At 65.9% G+C, this 21385-nt stretch carries 22 protein-coding genes and 1 pseudogene; 12 read left to right on the top strand and 11 right to left on the bottom strand.

What is annotated here, in order from left to right:
- Nucleotides 1-125 precede the first annotated feature (125 nt).
- The 9 genes and pseudogenes from shn_RS22280 to rsmI all read right to left on the bottom strand — a co-directional run.
- A pseudogene (locus tag shn_RS22280) lies at nucleotides 126-773 on the bottom strand (magnesium chelatase domain-containing protein); the annotation flags it as partial.
- 263 nt (nucleotides 774-1036) lie between these two features.
- The gene (gene gshB, locus shn_RS22275) at nucleotides 1037-1981 is read right to left on the bottom strand and encodes a glutathione synthase (RefSeq protein WP_064332346.1); all 945 of its coding nucleotides are present in this window, start codon (nucleotides 1979-1981) and stop codon (nucleotides 1037-1039) included.
- A 72-nt stretch (nucleotides 1982-2053) separates the two neighbouring features.
- Nucleotides 2054-3046 carry an endonuclease/exonuclease/phosphatase family protein gene (locus shn_RS22270; protein ID WP_064332345.1) on the bottom strand — a complete coding sequence of 331 codons (993 nt, stop codon included), beginning with the start codon at nucleotides 3044-3046 and terminating at the stop codon, nucleotides 2054-2056.
- Nucleotides 3043-4161, bottom strand: coding sequence for a sn-glycerol-3-phosphate import ATP-binding protein UgpC (locus shn_RS22265; protein ID WP_064332344.1), 1119 nt, complete (start codon nucleotides 4159-4161; stop codon nucleotides 3043-3045). Before shn_RS22265 ends, shn_RS22270 begins: the two co-directional genes overlap by 4 nt.
- 13 nt (nucleotides 4162-4174) lie before the next feature.
- Entirely contained in the window at nucleotides 4175-5017 is an 843-nt protein-coding gene (ugpE, locus tag shn_RS22260; RefSeq protein WP_064332343.1) for a sn-glycerol-3-phosphate ABC transporter permease UgpE, read from the bottom strand.
- 13 nt (nucleotides 5018-5030) lie between these two features.
- A complete protein-coding gene (locus shn_RS22255; RefSeq protein WP_064332342.1) occupies nucleotides 5031-5912 on the bottom strand; it encodes an ABC transporter permease subunit in 882 nt (293 codons plus the stop codon).
- Between the two features lie 170 nt (nucleotides 5913-6082).
- Nucleotides 6083-7381 (bottom strand): extracellular solute-binding protein, encoded by a 1299-nt coding sequence (locus shn_RS22250; RefSeq protein ID WP_064332341.1) that lies wholly within the window; start codon nucleotides 7379-7381, stop codon nucleotides 6083-6085.
- Nucleotides 7382-7483: 102 nt separating this feature from the next.
- Nucleotides 7484-7852, bottom strand: a complete 369-nt coding sequence (locus shn_RS22245) for a YraN family protein (protein ID WP_064332340.1) — start codon at nucleotides 7850-7852, stop codon at nucleotides 7484-7486.
- Nucleotides 7842-8768, bottom strand: a complete 927-nt coding sequence (gene rsmI / locus shn_RS22240; protein WP_064332339.1) for a 16S rRNA (cytidine(1402)-2'-O)-methyltransferase — start codon at nucleotides 8766-8768, stop codon at nucleotides 7842-7844. The genes shn_RS22245 and rsmI overlap by 11 nt, the downstream gene beginning before the upstream one ends.
- Nucleotides 8769-9002: 234 nt before the next feature.
- On the opposite strand from rsmI, the gene dnaN reads away from it, so the two are divergent.
- The 6 genes from dnaN to shn_RS22210 all read left to right on the top strand — a co-directional run bounded on the left by dnaN (nucleotide 9003) and on the right by shn_RS22210 (nucleotide 13636).
- Entirely contained in the window at nucleotides 9003-10121 is a 1119-nt protein-coding gene (gene dnaN, locus shn_RS22235; RefSeq protein ID WP_064332338.1) for a DNA polymerase III subunit beta, read from the top strand.
- Nucleotides 10122-10336: 215 nt separating this feature from the next.
- On the top strand, nucleotides 10337-10939 hold the full coding sequence (gene pmtA / locus shn_RS22230) for a phospholipid N-methyltransferase PmtA (RefSeq protein ID WP_064332747.1): 603 nt from the start codon (nucleotides 10337-10339) through the stop codon (nucleotides 10937-10939).
- Between the two features lie 9 nt (nucleotides 10940-10948).
- The gene (locus tag shn_RS22225) at nucleotides 10949-11530 is read left to right on the top strand and encodes a histidine phosphatase family protein (protein ID WP_064332337.1); all 582 of its coding nucleotides are present in this window, start codon (nucleotides 10949-10951) and stop codon (nucleotides 11528-11530) included.
- A 2-nt stretch (nucleotides 11531-11532) separates the two neighbouring features.
- On the top strand, nucleotides 11533-12231 hold the full coding sequence (gene pyrF / locus shn_RS22220; protein ID WP_064332336.1) for an orotidine-5'-phosphate decarboxylase: 699 nt from the start codon (nucleotides 11533-11535) through the stop codon (nucleotides 12229-12231).
- 16 nt (nucleotides 12232-12247) lie between these two features.
- Nucleotides 12248-12535 carry a DUF1330 domain-containing protein gene (locus shn_RS22215; protein ID WP_064332335.1) on the top strand — a complete coding sequence of 96 codons (288 nt, stop codon included), beginning with the start codon at nucleotides 12248-12250 and terminating at the stop codon, nucleotides 12533-12535.
- 120 nt (nucleotides 12536-12655) lie between these two features.
- Nucleotides 12656-13636 carry a complex I NDUFA9 subunit family protein gene (locus shn_RS22210; protein WP_064332334.1) on the top strand — a complete coding sequence of 327 codons (981 nt, stop codon included), beginning with the start codon at nucleotides 12656-12658 and terminating at the stop codon, nucleotides 13634-13636.
- Nucleotides 13637-13759: 123 nt separating this feature from the next.
- Here shn_RS22210 and shn_RS36515 read toward each other — a convergent pair whose 3' ends face one another.
- Together shn_RS36515 and shn_RS22205 are read right to left on the bottom strand one after the other, a co-directional pair.
- Nucleotides 13760-13933, bottom strand: a complete 174-nt coding sequence (locus shn_RS36515) for a hypothetical protein (protein WP_162853012.1) — start codon at nucleotides 13931-13933, stop codon at nucleotides 13760-13762.
- A gap of 136 nt (nucleotides 13934-14069) precedes the next feature.
- Entirely contained in the window at nucleotides 14070-14876 is an 807-nt protein-coding gene (locus shn_RS22205; RefSeq protein ID WP_064332333.1) for an undecaprenyl-diphosphate phosphatase, read from the bottom strand.
- Nucleotides 14877-15062: 186 nt separating this feature from the next.
- Here shn_RS22205 and shn_RS22200 point away from each other — a divergent pair, with 186 nt between their 5' ends.
- The 6 genes from shn_RS22200 (at nucleotide 15063) to shn_RS22175 (ending at nucleotide 21361) form a co-directional block, all read left to right on the top strand.
- The gene (locus shn_RS22200) at nucleotides 15063-15755 is read left to right on the top strand and encodes a glutathione S-transferase family protein (RefSeq protein ID WP_064332332.1); all 693 of its coding nucleotides are present in this window, start codon (nucleotides 15063-15065) and stop codon (nucleotides 15753-15755) included.
- 10 nt (nucleotides 15756-15765) lie between these two features.
- On the top strand, nucleotides 15766-16911 hold the full coding sequence (queG, locus tag shn_RS22195; protein ID WP_064332331.1) for a tRNA epoxyqueuosine(34) reductase QueG: 1146 nt from the start codon (nucleotides 15766-15768) through the stop codon (nucleotides 16909-16911).
- Nucleotides 16908-17783 (top strand): SDR family NAD(P)-dependent oxidoreductase, encoded by an 876-nt coding sequence (locus shn_RS22190; protein ID WP_064332330.1) that lies wholly within the window; start codon nucleotides 16908-16910, stop codon nucleotides 17781-17783. Before queG ends, shn_RS22190 begins: the two co-directional genes overlap by 4 nt.
- Before the next feature lie 361 nt (nucleotides 17784-18144).
- Nucleotides 18145-18507, top strand: a complete 363-nt coding sequence (locus tag shn_RS22185; protein WP_371328580.1) for a septal ring lytic transglycosylase RlpA family protein — start codon at nucleotides 18145-18147, stop codon at nucleotides 18505-18507.
- Nucleotides 18508-18582: 75 nt separating this feature from the next.
- Complete coding sequence (locus tag shn_RS22180) at nucleotides 18583-19872, top strand: RsmB/NOP family class I SAM-dependent RNA methyltransferase (RefSeq protein ID WP_064332329.1); 1290 nt, start codon at nucleotides 18583-18585, stop codon at nucleotides 19870-19872.
- A 211-nt stretch (nucleotides 19873-20083) separates the two neighbouring features.
- The gene (locus shn_RS22175; protein WP_064332328.1) at nucleotides 20084-21361 is read left to right on the top strand and encodes an imelysin family protein; all 1278 of its coding nucleotides are present in this window, start codon (nucleotides 20084-20086) and stop codon (nucleotides 21359-21361) included.
- The last annotated feature ends 24 nt before the right edge of the window (nucleotides 21362-21385 follow it).

Here is a 21385-nt window from a genome sequence, read left to right as displayed (position 1 = left end):
GTTGGGGAAGGTTCACATGGCTCAATTCTCAATGGAAATTATGCGCCTAACCGGCTCAGTTCTGCGTGGAAACCAACAGCCAGCCCATAACGACAGCCTCTCATTTTCTCCGAATTAATGTAGCACAACATCAGGAGATTGTGGTTGCCGGCCGCCGCCACTTCCAGCGCCCGCTTGGCGCTTTCCTGGCCGCGGATATCGGCAAGGTCCGGCAGGTCCGCCGCCGCCGCCCGGATTGCCGGCGCCGGCCGGGACAGGACCTGCGTTCCCTTGAAATGATTGGCGAGCGCAATCAGGCTGCGCGGGGCCAGGATATCGAGGCCGCTGCCGGCCCAGGCGGCTTCCGCGCCGTTTTCCGCCGGGCAGATCAGCCCCTTGCCGAGCGCGTTCGCCCCCATGGCGGCGGGCAGCGCCCCGGCGACGGACGCGATCGTGCCGTCGAGGTTCAGCTCGCCGATGACAACATAGTCCTCCAGCGCATCGCCCGGCACGGCGCCGAGCGCCATCATCAGGCCGAGCGCGATGGCAAGGTCGTAGTGGCTGCCTTCCTTCGGCAGGTCCGCCGGGGCGAGATTGACCGTCACGCGCTTCGGCGGCAGCGAAAGGCCGGAGGCGTGCAGGGCCGCCTGCACCCGCTCGCGGCTTTCGGCGACCGCCTTGTCCGGCAGGCCGACGATCTGCATGCCCACCTTGCCGGGCGCCACCATGACCTGCACGTCGACCGGCACGCCCTCGATGCCCTGGAATGCGATCGTACCGACCCGCGCCACCATGATTGCCTCCGCCCGTTCCCGCGGCGCTGCGCCATTCGGCGCACGGCTACCGCGACACGTTTTCGCCGAAAACGTCCCCTGCACCCGCCCCTGGGTTGCATCTGCAAATCTGGCACGGAATCCGGAATGAAACAAGAACAATCATAGAACCTGCGAGAGAATTTTCCGCGCACCGGTTGTGGCCGGTTGCATTTGCGGAACGAAGGCGGGACGTTCGCGAACGGGACGTCCCGCAAAGGCCCTTGCGACGGGCGGCAAGCGGCTCAGCGCTTGCTTTCGATGGCGTCCCACAGCAGCGCGGAGATGTCGGCGCCGCCGAATTTCCGCACCTCGCGGATGCCGGTCGGCGAGGTCACGTTGATCTCGGTCATGTAGTCGCCGATGACGTCGATGCCGACGAAGAGGAAGCCGCGCTCGCGCAGCGCCGGGCCGATGCGGGTGCAGATTTCCTTCTCGCGAGCCGTCAGCTCCGTCGGCTCCGGGCGGCCGCCGGCATGCATGTTGGAGCGGGCGTCGTGTTCGGCGGGCACGCGGTTGATGGCGCCGACCGGCTCACCGTCGACAAGCAGGATGCGCTTGTCGCCCTTGCGCACGTCCGGCAGGTATTGCTGGGCGATGAAGGGCTCGCGGAACATCTGGCCGAACATTTCGAGCAGCGAGGAAAGGTTGCGGTCGTCCTTGGTGGAATGGAAGACGCCGGCACCGCCATTGCCGTAGAGCGGCTTCAGGATCATGTCGCCCATCTCCTCGCGGAAACGGCGGATTTCAGCCGGGTCGCGGGTGATCAGCGTTGCCGGCATGAGGTCGGCGAATTCGGTGACGAAGATCTTTTCCGGCGAGTTGCGCACCCAGGCCGGGTCGTTGACGACAAGCGTCCTGGGGTGGATGCGTTCCAGGAGATGCGTCGAGGTGATGTAGGACATGTCGAAGGGCGGGTCCTGGCGCAAGAGCACCACGTCCATCGTCGCGAGGTCGACGCGCTCGGGGGCGCCGAGCGTATAGTGGTCGCCCTTGACGTCGCGCAGTTCCATCGGCTCGACGGCGGCGTAGACCTTGCCGTCGCGCAGGCTGAGGCGGTCGGGCGTGTAGTGGAACAGCCTGTAACCCCGGTTCTGCGCCTCCAGGCTCATGGCGAAGGTGGAATCGCCGGCGATGCTGATGGTCGACACATGGTCCATCTGGACCGCGACGTTCTTGATCTTTGCCATGAAAAGTCCCCTCAGGAATGCCCGACACATTTAGGATGCGGGCGGCGCGATGGCAACGGGCCTCGCGCGGGGTCAGGCGAAGCCGTCGATCCGGCAGGTGATGAGGTCGTGGTCGGAGAGCGGCCGGCCGGTGGGGGAGAGCGAGGACACGATGCGCGTATCGCAAACCGCAAGGCCGCGCGAAAAGAACCAGTCGAGCTTCATGGCCCGCTCCGGCCAGCGCGTGATGAGGCTCGGGCGTGTCGTCATCCCGTCCAGCGGGCCGCCGTGGCGGGTGAAGCCGCGCTCGGCCGCGCGGGCGAAAAGCCCTTCCGCCTCGAAGTCGCCGCCGGCATGGTTGCCGGTGTTGAGATCGCCGCCGATGAGGACGGGGTGGCCGGGGAAGGCCGCGTCGAGGGCATCGATCAGGCCGACCATCTGGCGTTCGCGATAGGCGGCCGTCGTGGCGCTTTCGAAATGGGTGGAGACGAGAACGAGCGGGCCGGCTTCCGTGTTGACGACGGCGCCGATCGCCATGCGCTCGCCAAGGCGCGGCTGGTCGACCTCGCCCATGAACCACAGACGCTCGCCCTCCAGCCGCAGCAGGAAGGGCGCGTGCAGCGGCACGGTGGCCATGAGGCCGTTGCCGTGCAGGCCGCGGCGGTTGAACCGGTCCTTGCAGAATTCCAGCTCCGTATCGGAGCCGAGGCCGAGCTCGATGAACTCGACGCCGTAAAGATAGGCCATGCCGAGATCGCCGGCGACCTCGGCCGTGGTGTGGCGCTGGCGCGTGCGGGCCATGCCGTCGTCCATTTCGGAGAGCAGAACGATCTCGGCACCGGTGGCGCCGAGATGTTCGGCGCTTTCGAGCGGAAAGAGGCAGCGCTCGAGGTTCCAGGCGGCGACGGTGAAGGGAAAGGGCAGCGGTTCGGCGCGTTCGGCCCGGCCGCCTTTCTCCACCGCGTTCATGCAGGCAAGCGCCGCCATGCGGGCATCGTGCGCGGAGATGGTCTTTTCGAGATCGGCTATCGCCGCGCGCTCCGCCGGGGTAGGGGCGGTCAGTCTGTCGACGGTGCTGCGGATCATGATGCGGCGGCCTCCAGGGCCGGGAGGCCGCCGGCAAGGGTTTCAGGGCGGTCTTCGCCCGGCCGGTCGATCCGCCGGCCGCTGGCGCTGTCGAAGAAATGCAGCCGCGACGGCGTAATCGAGAGCGAGACGGTTGCCGGCAGCGGGTTTTCCGAGGAGACCGCAGCGACGAGCGGCTGGTCGCCGACGAGGCCGTGCACGAGGCGCTGGGCCCCCAGTTCCTCGACATAATCGACCCGGAAGGGCAGGCTGCCCTCCCCCTCCGGATGGAGGCGCAGGTCTTCGGCGCGCAGGCCGACGGTGACAGTGCCCTGCGTCGGCACCGTGGCGCCGAGATCGATGAGGGCGGGGCCGAGGGCGAGCTTGCCGCCATGCACTTCGCCGCTGACGAGGTTCATGGCCGGCGAACCGATGAAGCTGGCGACGAAGGTCGTGGCGGGGCGATGGTAGACGTCGAGCGGGCGGCCGATCTGCTCGATCTTCCCGCCGGAGAGCACGACGAGCCGGTCGGCGAGCGTCATCGCCTCCAACTGGTCGTGGGTGACGTAGATCGAGGTCGTGCCGACGCGGCGCTGCAGGCGCTTGATCTCGCCGCGCATGGAGACGCGCAGTTTGGCATCGAGGTTGGAGAGCGGCTCGTCGAAGAGGAAGGCGGAGGGTTTGCGCACGATGGCGCGGCCCATGGCGACGCGCTGGCGCTGGCCGCCGGAGAGCGCGCGGGGCTTGCGCTCCAGATAGGGCTGGAGTTCGAGCATGCGGGCGGCCTCCGCCACGCGCGTGTCGATCTCGGCCTTCGGCGTGCGGCGGTTCTTCAGGCCATAGGCGAGGTTTTCGTAGACCGTCATATGCGGATAGAGCGCATAGTTCTGGAAGACCATGGCGATGTCGCGGTCGGCCGGGTCGACGTCGTTGACGACGCGCGGGCCGATCGCCACCTCGCCCTGGCTGATCGTCTCCAGACCCGCGACCATGCGCAGCAGCGTCGACTTTCCGCAGCCGGAAGGGCCGACGAGCACGATGAACTCGCCGTCGGCGATGTCGATCGAGACGGCACTGACGGCGGTCACGCCGCCATTGTAGACCTTGGATACGTCCTTGATGCTGATCGCCGCCATGGGACGCGCCCTCCTATTTGTCGCTTTCGGTGAGACCCTTGATGAACCACCGCTGGAAGATCAGCACGATCATGACCGGCGGCAGCATGGCGAGGATCGCCAGCGCAAAGGCCTCGTTGTAATCGGGGATGTTGGAGCCCACCCAGACGAGCAGGATCTGCTTGATGCCGCGCACCAGCGTGAAGAAGCGCTCGTCCGTCGTCATCAGCGTCGGCCAGAGATACTGGTTCCAGCCATAGACGAACATGATGATGAAGATGGCGGCGATCATGGTGCGCGAGAGCGGCACCAGCACGTCGATGAAGAACTTGAACGGCCCGGCGCCGTCGATGCGCGCGGCCTCCAGCAGCTCCTCCGGCACGGACTTGAAGAACTGGCGGAAGAAGAAGGTGCCGGTGGCCGAGGCCAGCAGCGGCACGATGAGGCCGGTATAGGTGTTCGTCAGCGAAAGCCTGTTCATCACCTCGTAGGAGGGAAGGATGCGCACTTCCAGCGGCAGGAGCAGCGTCGTGAAGATCATCCAGAAGAACAGCGTGCCGAGCCGGAAGCGGAAATAGACGATGGCATAGGCGGCGAGCATCGACAGCACGATCTTGCCGGCGGCAAAACCGATGCCGAGGATCAGCGAGTTCCAGATCATGCGCGCGCCGGTGATCTTGCCGGTGAAGCCGCCTTCCCGCGTCAGCACGGTGTTGTAGGTCTCGGTGAAGTGGCCGCCCCAGGCAAGCGAGAGGCCGTTGCGGTGGATGTCGGCCGCCTCGTGGGTGGAGGTCATGAAGGCGACCACCACGGGGGCGACCATGACGAAGACGCCGAGCATGAGAACGAGGTGATCGAGGAGACGGATGCGGTTCATGGCGGGCGCCCTCTCAATTGTAGTGCACGCGCCGCTCGATGAAGCGGAACTGGAAGATGGTGAGCACGAAGACGACGATCATCAGGATGACCGACTGGGCCGAGGAGCCGCCGAGGTCGTTGCCGCGGAAGCCGTCCATATAGACCTTGTAGACCAGCGTGATCGGGTTGTTGGCCGCCTTGTCCTTCACCATCACGTCGATGACGCCGAACGTGTCGAACAGCGCGTAGGTCATGTTGATGACGAGCAGGAAGAAGGCGGTGGGCGCGAGCAGCGGCAGCGTCATCGTCCAGAAGCGCCGCGTGCCGGAACGGCAGTCGATGGCGGCGGCTTCCCGCACGGAGGCCGGAATGCTCTGGAGGCCCGAGAGGATGAAGATGAAATTGTAGGGGATCTGCTTCCACACCGACACGATGATCATGGCGATGGCGGTGTCGTTGTAGTTGAGGCCGACCTTCATGTCCCAGCCGAAGAGGGCGGCGAATTTCACCAGCGGGCCGATATGCTGGTCGAAGAACATCATGCCCATCAGGCCGGCGACCGGCGGGGCGATGGCATAGACCCAGATCAGCAGCGTCTTGTAGGCGGCGCTGCCCTTCAGCACCGCATCCGCCTTGACGGCGAGCAGCATGCCGATCCCGAGCGACAGGAAGGTGACGAGCGCGGTGAAGACCACGGTGAAGCGGGCGATCGCCTGGTACTGCGCGGAGCCGAGCGCATCCGAATAGTTCGACAGGCCGACGAAGGTGGAGCCGAAGCCGAAGGGATCTTCGAGATAGAAGGACGACTGGATCGCCTGGACGGACGGCCAGTAGAAGAACACGAAGATGATCGCCATCTGCGGCGCGAGGAAGAGATAGGGCAGATAGGGCGAGGAGAATTGCACGCGCTTCATGTCGTGGCCTTTGTAGGAGCGGGAGAAGCGGGTGAGTGCCCCTCACCCCAACCCTCTCCCCGCAAGCGGGGAGAGGGAGAGGAACCGTTGCGGCTCGTGTCCTTCTCCCCGCCTGCGGGGAGAAGGTGGCCGGCAGGCCGGATGAGGGGCCTGCCGAAGCCGGAGCCCTGTCAGCCGGCGGTCTTGGCGAAGCGGGCGAGCAGGTCGTTCGCTTCGGTCTCGATCGTCTTCATGGCGTCTTCGACCGAGGTTTCGCCGGCGAAGATGCGGCCGTATTCGCGCTCCATGATCTCGCGGATCTGCGGGTAGAAGCCGAGGCGGTAGCCCTTCGACCAGTCGCCCGAGGGCAGCATGAGCTGCTGGATGCCGACTTCGGCGACCGGGGTCTTTTCATAATAGCCTTCGGACTTCGTCAGCTCGTAGGCCGCCTTGGTGATGGCGACGTAGCCGGTGGCCTGGTGATAGAACTTCTGGATTTCCGGCGAGGTCAGGAACTGGAAGAAGTCGGCCGTGCACTTGTTCTCTTCGTCCGACTTGCCGGACATGGCGAACAGCGCGGCACCGCCGATGAACGAGTTGGTGCCGGCGCCTTCAATGCCCTGCCAGTAGGGCAGGAAGGCCGCGGTGAACGGCTTCTGCGCGGTTTTCTGGAGGCCACCGAACGAACCCGACGAACCGATCCAGAAGGCGGCCTTGCCGTCCTCGAAGAGCTTCTGGTTGTCGTTCCAGCCGGCGCCGAAATAGCCGAAGTAGCCCTCGTCGGCCCAGGCCTTCAGCTTGGTGAACATCATGACGAGGTTCGGGTCCGTCATGTTGATCTTCGTGTCGGTGACCGAATCGTAGCCGTTGTTGTTCGTCGCGAACTGGATGTTGTTGCGCGAGAAGAAGTTTTCCGTGAACTGCCAGGTGAGCTGCGACTGGACGAGCGGCAGGTAGCCGGCTTCCTTCAGCTTCGGCGCGATCGCCTCGAACTCTTCCCAGGTCTTCGGCGCTTCGACGCCTGCCTTTTCGAGGGCCTCGGTGTTCACGTACATGATCGGGGCGGAGGAGTTGAACGGCATGCCGACGAACTTGCCGTCCGGCGCGGCGTAGAAGTAGCGCACGCCTTCGATGAAGGCTTCGCGGTCGAATGTGTGGCCGGCGCCGGTGATCAGGTCTTCCGCCGGGATGACGGCGCCCGGAGCGTTGATGATCGTCGCCGCGCCGGCGTCGAAGACCTGCAGGATGTTCGGCTGTTCGCCCGAGCGGAAGGCGGCGATGCCGGAGGCGAGCGCTTCCTCGTAGGTGCCCTTGGAGACCGGCGTCAGGGCGCAGGCCGACTGGGCGGCGTTGAACTTCTGGGCGACTTCGTTGATGACCTCGCCGTTGCGGCCGGCCATGCCGTGCCACCAGGTGATGTTGGTGGCGGCCATCGAGGCCGAGGCGGAAAGCGCGAGTGCGAAACCTGCGAGGGAAAGCGGCTTGAACATGGGTTGCTCCTCTTCACCGGATTTGGTGTGAGGGTGCACTAATGAGCGACCGTGACGGGCGCGTTACGGTTTCATGTCAGTTTCGTTACATTTTCCTTTTGATCAAAACGCATCCGGCAGATGCCGGGGAAGCCGCCAGGGACGGATGGCGACAATGTCGTACCGGAGGGAAAGGCGGTGGCCGTCGGGCTGGCGCGAGAGCCAGATTTCGCTGGCCGCGCGGATGCGCCCTTGCGCGGTTCCGGTGACGGCGAAGACGGCGCTGTCGACATCGCGGCGCGCCTTCACCTCGACGCAGACGACGAGGTCGCCGCGCCGCGCGATGATGTCGATCTCGCCGAGCTTCGTGCGGTAGCGGATCGCGCGGATGCGGAAGCCCTTGGCGGCAAGGTAGAGCGCGGCGATGTATTCGGAGACGTGTCCGCGGCGAAAGGCCTTCAGCCGGCCCGAATCCGCCGGCCTATTGCCCATCGCCGCCCTTCAGGTCGATGAGGCGCTGGTAGAGGTCGCGCCGCGGCAGGCCGGTCTGCCGCGCAGCCTCGGTGGCCGCCTTGCCGGCCGGCATGTCCCTGACGAGCGCGGCAAGCAGCCGGTCGACATCCTCCGCCTCGGGCGCGGCCGCCGCGCCCGGCGGGCCGATGACGAAGACGATCTCGCCCTTGACGGTGTGGCCGTCGCCATAATGCGCCGACAGCTCGCCAAGCGTTCCGCGGCGGAATTCCTCGAAGGTCTTGGTCAGCTCGCGGCAGACGCAGGCCGCCCGCCCCTCCCCCAGCACCTCGGCCGCCGCCGAGACCGTCGCGGCGATGCGATGCGGGGATTCGAAGAACAGCAGCGTCGCCGGCACGCCCGCAAGCTCGGCCAGGCGATCGCGCCGCGCCTTGTCCCTGGACGGCAGGAAGCCGGCAAAGAAGAAGGCCTCGTTGGGCAGGCCGGAGCCGACGAGCGCGGCAAGCGGGGCGGAGGCGCCGGGGATGGGCACGACGCGGTGGCCTGCCGCAATCGCGAGCAGCGCCAGCCGGTATCCGGGATCGGAAACGAGCGGCGTGCCGGCATCGGAGACGAGGGCGACGGACCTGCCCCCGTCCAGCGCGGCGATGAGGCGCGGGCCCGCCTCGTCCGCATTGTGCTCGTGATAGGCATAGGGCCGGTTGACGATGCCGTAGCGGTCGAGCAGCACGCGGGTGACGCGCGTGTCCTCGCAGGCGAGCACGTCGGCGCCGGCGAGCGTTTCGAGCGCCCGCAGCGTGATGTCGGAGAGATTGCCGATCGGCGTCGCGACGAGATAGAGCGCCGGCTCCAGCGGCCGGGCGGGGATCACGGCATTGTGCAGGCGGAAAGTCTTCGCGCCTTCGCCCCCGCCGTTTGCCGCACCCTCGTCCCGCATCGCCCGTCACCTTTCCAGCCGCTGGACGGCCGCATGTCTTCATCCTTATGGGCGAGCGGGCAGGCCCTCGCAAGGTCCGACGGTTGACTATCCTGTGTTCCACGCCGTTAGCACTTGCAAAGTTCCGCATGTTTCTGCCATTTTGCCCGTCCACATCTTCCGGCGCCCGCCGGGATTTCAAGGCAATGCCGCGCCGGGCCTCCGGCGTGCTAGCGGTCGAAAGCGGTACAGTTCATGCGCATTACTCTCGAGCGGTCCAATCTTCTGAAGTCGCTGAACCACGTCCATCGCGTGGTCGAACGGCGCAACACGATCCCGATCCTCTCGAACGTGCTGTTGCGCGCGGACGGCGCCAGCCTCGACATGAAGGCGACCGACCTCGACCTCGAAATCACCGAGGCGACGCCCGCCCAGGTCGAGCAGGCCGGCGCGACGACCGTCCCGGCGCACCTGCTCTACGACATCGTGCGCAAGCTCTCGGACGGTTCGGAAGTGCTGCTCGCCACCAGCGCCGACGGCGCCTCGATGACGGTCGCCTCGGGCCGCTCGAAATTCTCGCTGCAATGCCTGCCGCAGTCCGATTTCCCGGATCTCACGGCCGGCAGCTTCTCGCATACGTTCCGCCTCAAGGCGACGGATCTCAAGATGCTGATCGATCGCACCCAGTTCGCGATCTCGACGGAGGAGACCCGCTACTACCTCAACGGCATCTTCATCCACACGATCGAAAGCAACGGCCAGCTCAAGCTGCGCGCCGTCGCCACCGACGGCCATCGCCTGGCCCGCGCCGACGTCGAAGCGCCGTCGGGTTCGGAAGGCATGCCGGGCATCATCATCCCACGCAAGACGGTCGGCGAACTGCAGAAGCTGGTCGACAATCCGGACCTGACCGTCACCGTCGAGGTCTCGGACGCGAAGATCCGCTTCACCATCGGCTCGATCGTGCTCACCTCCAAGCTGATCGACGGCACCTTCCCGGATTACCAGCGCGTGATCCCGACCAACAACGACAAGGAACTGAAGATCGACTGCCAGTCCTTCGCCCAGGCCGTCGACCGCGTCTCCACCATTTCCTCCGAGCGCGGCCGCGCCGTGAAGCTGGCGCTCGGCGACGGCCAGCTCACGCTGACCGTCAACAACCCGGATTCGGGCAGCGCGACGGAAGAGCTGCCGGTCGGCTACGACAGCGACCCGCTGGAAATCGGCTTCAACGCGAAATACCTGCTCGACATCACCTCCCAGCTCTCCGGCTCGGAAGCCGTGTTCATGCTGGCCGATCCCGGTTCGCCGACGCTGGTGCGCGATCTTGCCGGCGACGACGCGCTCTACGTGCTCATGCCGATGCGCGTATAGGCGCAGCGATATCGCAAAGCATTCTGGAACCCGCCGGTCACCCGGCGGGTTCTTTTTTCATCGCTGGCGGCCTCCTGAGAAACTTGCAGGCGACGGCGCAATCAGACTTGTTTTTGACGCAAACCGCGTCACATATTCGGTAAGGGCCGGGCGAAGCAGCGGGCATGAAACCCCTCACCGGCCATGTTTGGAGTGCTACCATGAAGGGGGATGGCATGACGTTGCGTGTGAAGGTCAAGGAACGGCTCGGCAAGAAATTCGACGACGAGATCCGCTTCTTCAAGGGCTGGATGAGCAATACGCGGGCCGTCGGTTCGATCATCCCCACCTCTTCGGTCACCGCGCGCCGCATGGCGAGCGTCATCAATCCCGCCTCGGGTCTTCCCGTGCTCGAACTCGGGCCGGGCACCGGCGTCATCACCAAGGCGATCCTCGGCACCGGCCTTGCGCCGGAAAAGCTGACCTCGGTCGAATTCTCCACGGATTTCTACAACCACCTCGTCGCGCGCTTCGACGGCGTCAACTTCATCAATGGCGACGCCTTCGACCTCGACAGGACGCTCGGCGATCTTCGCGACGCCACCTTCGACAGCGTCATCTCCGCCGTGCCGCTGCTCAATTTCCCGATGCACAGGCGCGTGTCGCTGATCGAGGACCTGCTCTCGCGCGTTCCCGCCGGCCGGCCGGTCGTGCAGATCTCCTATGGCCCGCTCTCCCCCGTCGTCGCCATGCCGGACCGCTACCAGATCAGCCATCTCGATTTCGTCGTGCGCAACATCCCGCCGGCGCAGCTCTGGACCTATCGCCGCACCCATTGAGGGGCGGCGATGTTCGCGCTCTATATCACCCACCCGCAGGTCGCCATCGACCCGGCCGTGCCGGTACCCGACTGGAGCTTGTCCGAGCGCGGCCGCGAGCGGGCCCGGCTCGCCGCCTCGGCCGGCTGGGCGCGGCAGATCGGCCGCTTCGTGGCGAGCACCGAGCGCAAGGCGATCGAGACGGCGGAGATCCTTGCCGCCGGCCGCCTTGCCGTCGAGACCGACCATGCCATGGGCGAGAACGACCGTTCCGCCACCGGCTACCTGCCGCCCGATGCCTTCGAAGCCGCGGCCGACGAATTTTTCGCCCATCCGGAGCGGAGTTTTCGCGGCTGGGAGCGCGCAGTGGACGCGCAGGCGCGCATCGTCGCCGCCGTCGAGCGCGTGCTGGCCGGGCATGATCCGGAAATCCCCATCGCCTTCGTCGGCCATGGCGGCGTCGGCACGCTGCTGAAAGGATATCTCAGGGGCACGCCCATCCGCCGGGACGGCGACCAGCCGGGCGGCGGCGGCAATCTTTTCGCTTTCGGCCTTGCGGACCGCATCGTCACATGCGACTGGACGCCAATGGAATCTTGCAAGGGGTTTTGACCATGTCCGCGCGCGACCGCCTGATCGTTGGCCTCGATGTACCGACCATCGCGGAGGCGGAAAAGGTGGTCCGGACGCTCGGCGACACCGCCCTCTTCTACAAGATCGGCTACCAGCTCGTCTTTGCCGGCGGGCTGGAATTTGCCCGCGACCTCGCCAGGGACGGCAAGAAGGTCTTCCTCGACATGAAGCTGCTCGACATCGACAACACGGTGGCCAAGGGCGTCGAGAACATCGTCAAGATGGGTATGTCCATGCTGACGCTGCACGCCTATCCGAAGGCCATGGCTGCCGCCGTTTCCGCCGCCAAGGGCTCCGATCTCTGCCTCCTCGGCGTCACGGTGCTGACCTCCATGGATGCCAAGGACGTCATCGACGCCGGCTACGAATACGATCCGCACACGCTGGTGCTGCGCCGCGCCGAACAGGCCCGCATCGCCGGCATGGGCGGCGTCGTCTGCTCCGCCGAGGAAGCCAGGGCCGTGCGCAAAGTCGTCGGCCCCGACATGGCGATCGTCACGCCCGGCATCCGCCCGGCCGGCGCCGAACTCGGCGACCAGAAGCGCGTCATGACCCCGGCCGATGCGCTGAAGGCCGGCTCCAGCCACCTCGTCGTCGCCCGCCCGATCGTCAAGGCGGACGATCCGCTTGCCGCGGCCAAGGCGATCCTCGCCGAAATGGACGGCGCACGCGCAGCATAACAAAAGGGAGAGAGACATGCCCAAGGGTTACTGGATCGCACAGGTCGATGTGCGCGACACCGAACGCTACAAGGACTACGTCGCCGCCGCCAAGCCGGCCTTCGAGAAGTACGGCGCGAACTTCATCGCCCGCGGCGGCGCCTTCGCGCAGCTGGAAGGCCGCGTGCGCGCCCGCAACGTGATCATCGAGTTCCCCTCGCTGCAGGCCGCTGTCGACTGCTACAATTCGCCGGAATACCAGATCGCCGCCGCCATCCGCCAGGAAGTGGCGGACGCGGAAATGGTGGTCGTCGAGGGCCTCTGAGCCGGCCATCCCGGCTCCCGGAAAAACCCGGCACGAGAGACGCTTCGCCGCGCTTCACCTTGCGAACGCTTTGGGCTATGTAGGCGCTACCGACCTACAATGTTCTTCAGGAGCAGCCTCATGACCTTGTCCAACCTTCCGCCGCTCGTCACAGTCTTCGGCGGCTCGGGCTTCGTCGGGCGTCATGTGGTGCGTGCGCTGGCGCGCCGCGGCTACCGCATCCGCGTCGCCGTCCGCCGGCCGGACCTTGCCGGCTTCCTGCAGCCGATCGGCGGCGTCGGCCAGATCTCCTTCGTGCAGGCGAACCTGCGCTACCGCCAGTCCGTCGACCGCGCCGTGGAAGGTGCCGACCACGTCATCAACTGCGTCGGCATCCTCTTCGAGAGCGGCCGCAACAATTTCGACGCCGTGCAGGATTTCGGCGCCCGCGCGGTGGCGGAAGCCGCCCGCGCCGCCGGTGCGAAGCTCACCCACATCTCCGCCATCGGCGCGGATGAGAACTCCGCGTCCTCCTACGCCCGCACCAAGGGCCGCGGCGAGGCGGCGGTGCTGCGCACGGTTCCCGATGCCGTCATCCTGCGCCCCTCCATCGTCTTCGGCCCGGAGGACGGCTTCTTCAACAAGTTCGCCACCATGGCGCGCTATGCGCCGGCCCTGCCGCTGATCGGCGGCGGCCACACGAAGTTCCAGCCGGTCTACGTCGCCGACGTCGCCGAAGCCGTCGCCCGCTCGGTGGACGGCACGATCGAGCGCGGCCGCATCTACGAGCTCGGCGGCCCGGAAGTGCTGACCTTCCGCCAGTGTCTCGAGCTGATGCTGCGCATCGTCGACCGCAAGAACCCGCTCGTCTCGCTGCCCTTCGGCATCGCCTCGCTGATCGGCTCCATCGCCTCGCTCGTGCCCCTTATCAAGCCGCCGCTGACGGCCGACCAGGTCACGCTGCTGCGTGTCGACAATGTGGTCTCCGACGCCGCCCGCAGCGAAGGCCGCACGCTCGAAGGCATCGGCATCGAGCCGGCGCTCGCCGAAGCGATCCTGCCGAGCTACCTCGTGCGCTACCGCCCGCAGGGCCAGTTCACGCGGATCGACCGCACCGCCTGACCGATTTCCATCCCGAAGAACCGGCCGGCACGGGGCAATCCCGCGCCGGCCGGTCCGTTTTTTTCGAAGCGCTTTGGGCGGGCTGTTGCACTTATGCAGCGGTTAAAAAAATCACTGCGGCATTTACGCGCGATTCAGCATGTCGCGATATTGATTGTCTTCGGACCAGCGAATAAACACCGCCCCCGTCGCGTCGTACTGATGACAGTTCTGCGGCGTATTTTCAGGACTTTGAGAGGCTTCCGGCGCAATGGGCAAGGCAATTGCAATCTTCTTCGGGTTTTCGGCTCTGATCATCGTGGCCGGATCCTTTGCCGCGCCGTCGACGGTCTCGGCCGGCAAGCACGGCTGTTCGCCGGCCTACGGCGTCGATCCCTGCACGACCGCCTCGGTCAAGTAAGGGCCGGCCGGCCAGAGCCGGCCGCAACAATCTTCACCCGAAGATCAGAAGGCCGATCAGGCCCAGCGTTCCCACGACGATCCGCCAGATGGCGAACAGCGTGAAGCCGCGGCGCGAAACGAAGTCGAGCAGCGAGCGCACGACGAAGAGACCTGCCACGAAGGCTGCGACGAAGCCGACGCCGATGACGAGAAGGTCGTCGGACGAAAGCGCGTCGCGATTCTTGTAGAGATCGAGCGTGAAGGCGCCGACCATGGTCGGCATGGCGAGGAAGAAGGAAAACTCCGCCGCCGAGCGCTTGTCCGTGCCCATCAGCAGGGCGCCGGCGATCGTCGCGCCCGAGCGCGAGGTGCCGGGGATCATGGCCAGGCACTGGAAAAGGCCGATCTTGAAGGCGAGCGACGGCGGGTACTTCATCGCATCCGTATAGCGCGGCTGCAGCGGCAGGCGGTCGATCACATAGAGGATGACGCCGCCGACGATCAGCACGATGCAGATCAGCATCGGCGTTTCGAAGAGCACCGTCTTGATGAAATCATGCGCCAGCGCGCCGATGACGGCGGCCGGCAGGAAGGCGATGAGCACGCTGACGACGAAACGCCGCGCCTCCGGGCTCGACGGCAGCGCAAACGCGATCCTCAGCAGCTTCGCCGCATAGACGGAGAGGATCGCGAGGATCGCGCCGAGCTGGATGAGCACGGCGAAGGTGTTGCCCGGCGACTTGAAGCCGAGGAAATGCCCGGCGAGCAGGATATGGGCGGTGGAGGACACGGGGATGAATTCGGTCAGGCCCTCGATCAAACCGAGAATGAGGGCGCTGACGATGGACTGGTCTGCCATGGAGGTTCCTTGGGGAAAAGGGGAGGAAAGCCACGAAATGAAGCGGACATACGGCAAAAAGCCCGATTCGCTTGTGTTTGTACCACCAAATTTCTATAGGTTCGTCAAATCAGCCATGGTCAAATCAGCCCGCATGCGCGCTCGACCCGGCCACAGCCCCTTCCGCAAGACCAGCAAAGCAGCCTGATGCCCACACTCTACCATCACCCGATGTCCGCCGCCTCCCGCTTCGTCCGCCTCATCCTGGCGGAATACGGGTTCCAGACGGAGCTTGCCGAAGAACAGCCCTGGGAAAACCGCCGCGATTTCCTTGCCCTCAACCCGGCCGGCACGCTGCCCGTCTATGTCGACGACAGCATGCGGGCGCTCTGCGGCGCGAGCATCATCTCCGAATATCTCGACGAGACGCACGGCGTCCTGAAGCGCGACCGCCGGCTGCTTGCCGAAGATCCCTTCCAGCGCGCGGAAATCCGCCGCCTGACGGAATGGTTCCTGCAGAAGATGGAGCAGGACGTGACGCGCCCGCTGGTGCGCGAGCGCATCTTCAAGCTGCAGATGACGCCGGACCAGGGCGGCGGCCCGCCGGACAGCAAGATCCTGCGCAATTCGCGCGCCAATATCCGCCAGCACATGAAGTATCTTTCCTGGCTCGCCGGTTCGCGCACCTATCTTGCCGGCGATCGCCTCTCCTATGCCGACCTAGCCGCCGCGGCCTGTCTTTCGGTGCTCGACTATATGGGCGAGATCAACTGGGCGGACGCGCCACAGGCCAAGGACTGGTACCAGCGGCTGAAGTCCCGCCCCTCCTTCCGCCCGCTGCTGGCCGAGCGCGTGCGCGGCGTCACCCCGGTCTCGCATTACGCGGACCTCGATTTCTGAGGACGGGACGATGTCGGGCGACGACAGGATCCGGCGCCGCCTGACCGACTTCCTCAAGGCGGAAGCGGCGGACAAGGGGTTCGACCTCTGTCGCATCACCGGCCCCGATTCCATTCCCGAGGCGCCGCCCCGGCTCGCCGATTTCCTTGCCGCCGGCTATCACGGCACCATGGACTGGATGGCGGAGACCGAGGCGCGGCGGGCCGATCCGCGTGTCCTGTGGAGCGAGGTGCGCTCCGTCGTCCTCTTCGGCATGAACTACGGTCCGGCGCACGATCCGCGCGCCGTGCTTTCCATGCCCGACCGGGCGGCGATCTCCGTCTACGCGCAGAACCGCGACTACCACGACCTCATCAAGGGCAAGCTGAAGGAAGTGGCGACGCGCTTTGCGGCGCGGGGCGGAGTGAACGTGAAGGTGTTCGTCGATACGGCGCCGGTCATGGAAAAGCCGCTCGCCGCCGCCGCCGGGCTCGGCTGGCAGGGAAAACACACCAACCTCGTCAGCCGCACGCACGGCTCCTGGCTCTTCCTCGGCAGCCTCTTCACCACGGCCGACCTTGTCCGCGACGAGCCGGAGCGCGACCATTGCGGCTCCTGCCGCGCCTGCCTCGACGCCTGCCCGACCGACGCCTTTCCCGCGCCTTACAAGCTGGATGCGCGGCGCTGCATCTCCTACCTCACCATCGAGCACAAGGGACCGATCGATCCCGGCATCCGCGAGAAGATCGGCAACCGCATCTATGGCTGCGACGATTGCCTGGCCGCCTGCCCCTGGAACAAGTTCGCCGCCGCGGCCTCGCAGATGAAGCTCATCGCCCGCGAGGAACTGAAGGCGCCGGCGATCGCCGATCTTCTGACCTTCGACGATGCCGGCTTCCGCGCGCATTTCTCCGGCTCGCCGGTCAAGCGCATCGGCCGCGACCGCTTCATCCGCAACGTGCTGATCGCCGCCGGCAATTCGGGCGACCGCAGCCTGATCGCGCCCTGCCTCCACCTAGCCGACGACGCGTCGCCTATGGTGCGCGGCATGGCCGCATGGGCGCTTTCCCGGCTGATGGCGGCTTCCGAATTCGGGAAATTTGCGGCAGGAAGGGCGGACGACGCGGACGCGGACGTGCGCGCGGAATATGAAAGAGCAAAGGCAGACTGTCGATGACGCATCTCCTGATCCTCGGCGCCGGCTTCTCCGGCAGGGCCATCGGCCAGACCTTCAGGGCGGCCGGCTTTTCCGTCTCCGGCACGACGCGCTCGGCGGAGAAGGCGGAGGGCCTTCGCGCCCTCGGCATCGCGCCGATCCTCTACGACGGCGGCCCGATCCCCGAGGCCCTTGCGGCCGACATGGCGCGCGCCACCCATGTCGTGCAGTCCATCGCGCCCGGCAAGGAGGGCGACCCGCTGTTCCGCCCCGGCACGCCGTCGATCTCCGCCCTGATGCCGAAACTCGCCTGGGCCGGCTACCTCTCCACCGTCGGCGTCTACGGCGACCACAAGGGTGGCTGGGTGGACGAGGACACGGTGCTGAACCCGGTTTCCGCCCGCTCCATCGAACGGGTGGAGGCGGAGAACCACTGGCTCGACTTCGGCAGGGCCTCGGGCCTGCCCGTCGCCGTGCTGCGCCTTGCCGGCATCTATGGGCCGGGCCGCAATGCGCTGCGCAACATGGAAGAGGGCACCGCCCGCCGCCTCGTCAAGAAGGACCAGGTGTTCAACCGCATCCGCGTCGAGGACATCGGCGGCGCGGCCCTCTTCCTTGCACAAAAGTCCCTCGGCGGCCTCTGGAACATCACCGACAACGAGCCCGGTCCGCCGCAGGACGTGGTGGCCGAAGCTGCCCGGCTGATGGGCCTGCCGGTGCCGCCCGATATTCCGTTCGAGACGGCGGAACTTTCCCCCATGGCCCGGTCTTTCTACGGGGAGAACAAGCGCGTCTCGAACGCCAAGCTGCGTGCTGCCGGCTTCGAATTCCGCTTTCCCGACTACCGCCAGTCGCTCGCCGAACTCCATGCGTCCGGCCGCTGGCGAGGTTGAAGGGCGAGGCCGACAGGGCCGGTTTTTGCGATTTAATACAACCTTAAATTTATCTGCCTCATTTTCGCCGCCGAATTCCTGCGCAGCAATCGCTAATATTGAAAGTTTTTTCCGAGAATTTGCACGATTGTCGGATGGACATTCCAACTTTCAAGTCAAATCAGTTTAGTCACTGATTCAGAAGATTCTTTTTCGTCACACGGATGCAGGTGAAAAATCCATCGCCGGCGATGGACTGTATATCCTGCGGCCTCCCCACAGCAATTGCGGCGGGTTGAGGCACGTTTTCGCCATTTTTGCTTCTTCATAGGGCGATCATCACAGCGGAAGTTCACAACTTTTCCGGAAGGTCATCCGATACATGATGCTCAAGCTCTCCAGCCTCGCGCTCGCCTCGCTCGTCACAGCCACCTCCACCTTCGTTACATTCTCCGATGCTGAGGCCGCCGGTTGCGGTCGTGCCTCCTGGTATGCGCTGCACTCGCGCACCGCCTCCGGCGAGCGCATGAACCCGAACCTCCTGACGGCTGCCCACCGAAGCCTGCGCTTCGGCACCAAGGTGAAGGTCACCAACGCGAACAACGGCAAGAGCGTCGTGGTGCGCATCAACGATCGCGGCCCGTTCATCCGCGGCCGGGTGCTCGACCTCTCCAAGGCCGCCGCCTCCAACATCGGCATGATCCGCTCCGGCCACGCCAAGATCTGTTACGAAGTCATCGGCTGACGAGCGCTATTGTGCGGCTCCCGGCTTGCCCTTCGCGCATTCCGCCGCTACCACGACGCAAAACGGAGTAGACGGATGCGATTGGGTGGGCGGCTCTCGGGAGCCATCGAGGTTCTGACGGATATCGAGACGCGGCGGCGCCCCGTCGCCGATGCGCTCAAGGACTGGGGCCTCTCCCATCGGTTCGCCGGCTCCGGCGACCGCGCCGCGATCGGCAATATCGTCTATGACGCGCTGCGCATGAGACTGTCGCACGCCTACCTGATGGACGACGACAGCCCCGCCGCCCTCGGCCATGCCGTGCTCCTGCGCCAGTGGGGCCTCGCCCCCGAGGCGCTTGCCGCCGAGTTCGACGGCGACCGTTTTGCCCCGGAGCCCATTTCCGACGAAAAGCTTGCCGCCTTCCGCGCCCGCGATCTCGAGGACGCCGCGCCGCATGTGCAGGGCGACATTCCCGAATGGATCCAGCCCGCCTTCGAGGCCAATTTCGGCGAGGCCTGGCTGACGGAGGCCAAGGCGCTTGCCGGCCGGCCGACGCTGGACCTGCGCGCCAACACGCTGAAGGCCGGCCGCGACAAGGTGCTGAAGGCGCTGGAGCGCAACGCCGCCGTCGCCTCGACCATCGCCCGCGAGGGCATCCGCATTCCCGCCGGCGAAGGCCCCTCGCGCCTGCCGAACGTCACCGCCGACCTCGCCTTCCAGAAGGGCTGGTTCGAGGTGCAGGACGAAGGCTCGCAGATCGTCGCCGATCTCGTCGTACCCCAGGAGGGCGAGCAGGTGCTCGACTTCTGCGCCGGCGGCGGCGGCAAGACGCTCGCCATGGCGGCGGCCATGCACAACAAGGGCCAGGTGCACGCCTACGACACCGACCGCAAGCGCCTCGCCCCGATCATCGAGCGGCTGAAGCGTGCCGGCACGCGCAATGTCCAGGTCCACGAGACCATTGCCAGCCTTGCCCCGCTGAACGGCCGTTTCGACCGCGTGCTGGTCGACGCCCCCTGCACGGGCACCGGCACCTGGCGCCGCCGGCCGGACACCAAATGGCGCCTCACCGAAAAGAACCTCGAGGAACGCCTCACCCAGCAGCAGGAAGCGCTTGCCAATGCCAGCGCCTTCGTGCGTCCGGGCGGCTTCCTGCTCTATGTCACCTGTTCGATCCTGCCGCAGGAGAACGAGGAACAGGTGCATGGCTTCTGCGCGGTCATTCCTGAGTTCGAGATTCTCTCCGCCACCGACACCTGGAAGAAGCTGTTCGGCGCGGACAAGCCGCAGCCCTGGTCGCGCGACGGCAAGACCGTCACCCTGACGCCGGCCTCGACCGATACGGACGGCTTCTTCTTCTGCGCGATGGGCCGCAGGGCCTGAGGCGGTTGCGCTCTGTCAAGTGTACCGGAACAGCTTGAAATCGTTCTAAACTATACACTTTGACACCAGTTTTTATTTGGTCCATGACAGTAACGCCTGAATAATCCCGGGCCCGGCGGGATGCCGGACCATCCGGGCGGCGGCGGCCAAGGGAGGCAAGCCGTGACGTCCGGTGTCGGGGGACACATCGAACAGGACACCAGGAGACGTCATGACCACTTCCCTTCTTCGCGCGGCCGCCTTTGCGCTTGCTGCCGCGGCGTCAAGTCTTGCCATCGGTTCGGCCCATGCGGCCGCCGATCCGGCCGCGATCGTCAAGCACTATGCCGAGATCGCGCATGCCAAATTCTCCGACTCGCTCGACGCCGCAAAGGCGCTCGACGCAGCGATCGACGCCCTCATCGCCACGCCGAGCGACGAAACGCTGAAGGCCGCGCGCGAGGCGTGGCTGAAGTCCCGCGTGCCCTACCAGCAGACGGAAGCCTATCGCTTCGGCAATCCGCTGGTCGACGACTGGGAAGGCAAGGTCAACGCCTGGCCGCTCGACGAGGGCCTGATCGACTATGTCGATGCCAGCTACGGCACGGAGAGCGACGAGAACGCCCTCTTCGTCGGCAATGTCATCGCCAATCCGAAGCTGGAGATCGGCGGCAAGACGATCGACGCCACCACCATCACGCCGGAGGTGCTGCAGGAACTGCACGAGGCGGGCGAAGTGGAAGCGAACGTCGCGACCGGCTACCACGCCATCGAATTCCTGCTGTGGGGCCAGGACCTCAACGGCACCGGCAAAGGCGCGGGCAACCGCCAGGCGAGCGACTATGATGCGGCCAATTGCACCAACGGCAATTGCGACCGGCGCGCCGCCTACCTGAAGGCCGCATCCTCGCTGCTCGTCACCGACCTCGAAGAGATGGTGAACGCCTGGGCGCCCGATGGCGACGCCGCCAAGAACGTCACCGCCGATCCGAAGGCCGGCATCACCGCCATGCTGACCGGCATGGGCTCGCTCTCCTATGGCGAACTTGCCGGCGAGCGCATGAAGCTCGGCCTCCTGCTGCACGATCCGGAAGAAGAGCACGATTGCTTCTCCGACAACACGCACAACTCGCACTACTACGACGTCGTCGGCATCGAGACCGTCTATACGGGTGAATATACCCGTCCGGACGGCTCGAAGCTCGCCGGCCCGTCGCTCTCCGAGCTGGTCGCGGAAAAGGACGCCGCGCTCGACACGGAGATGAAGGCCAAGCTCGACGCCAGCCATGCCGCCTTCAAGGCGCTGGTGGACCGCGCGGAAGGCGGCGAAGCCTATGACCAGATGATCGGCGAAGGCAACGAGGAGGGCAACAAGGTCGTCCAGGCCGCCGTCGACAGCCTGATCGACCAGACCAGGACGATCGAACGCGTCATCGCCTCGCTCGACCTCGGCACGATCGAGCTTGAAGGCTCCGACAGCCTGGATAATCCTAACGCTGTCTTCCAATGATAGAAGGCGGGCCGCCTCCCCCGG

The organism is Shinella sp. HZN7 (genome assembly GCF_001652565.1).
In the GTDB taxonomy this organism is placed as follows: Bacteria; Pseudomonadota; Alphaproteobacteria; order Rhizobiales; family Rhizobiaceae; genus Shinella; species Shinella granuli.
Note: the sequence above shows the minus strand (reverse complement) of the source record. Positions and strands in the feature narration are given on the sequence as shown.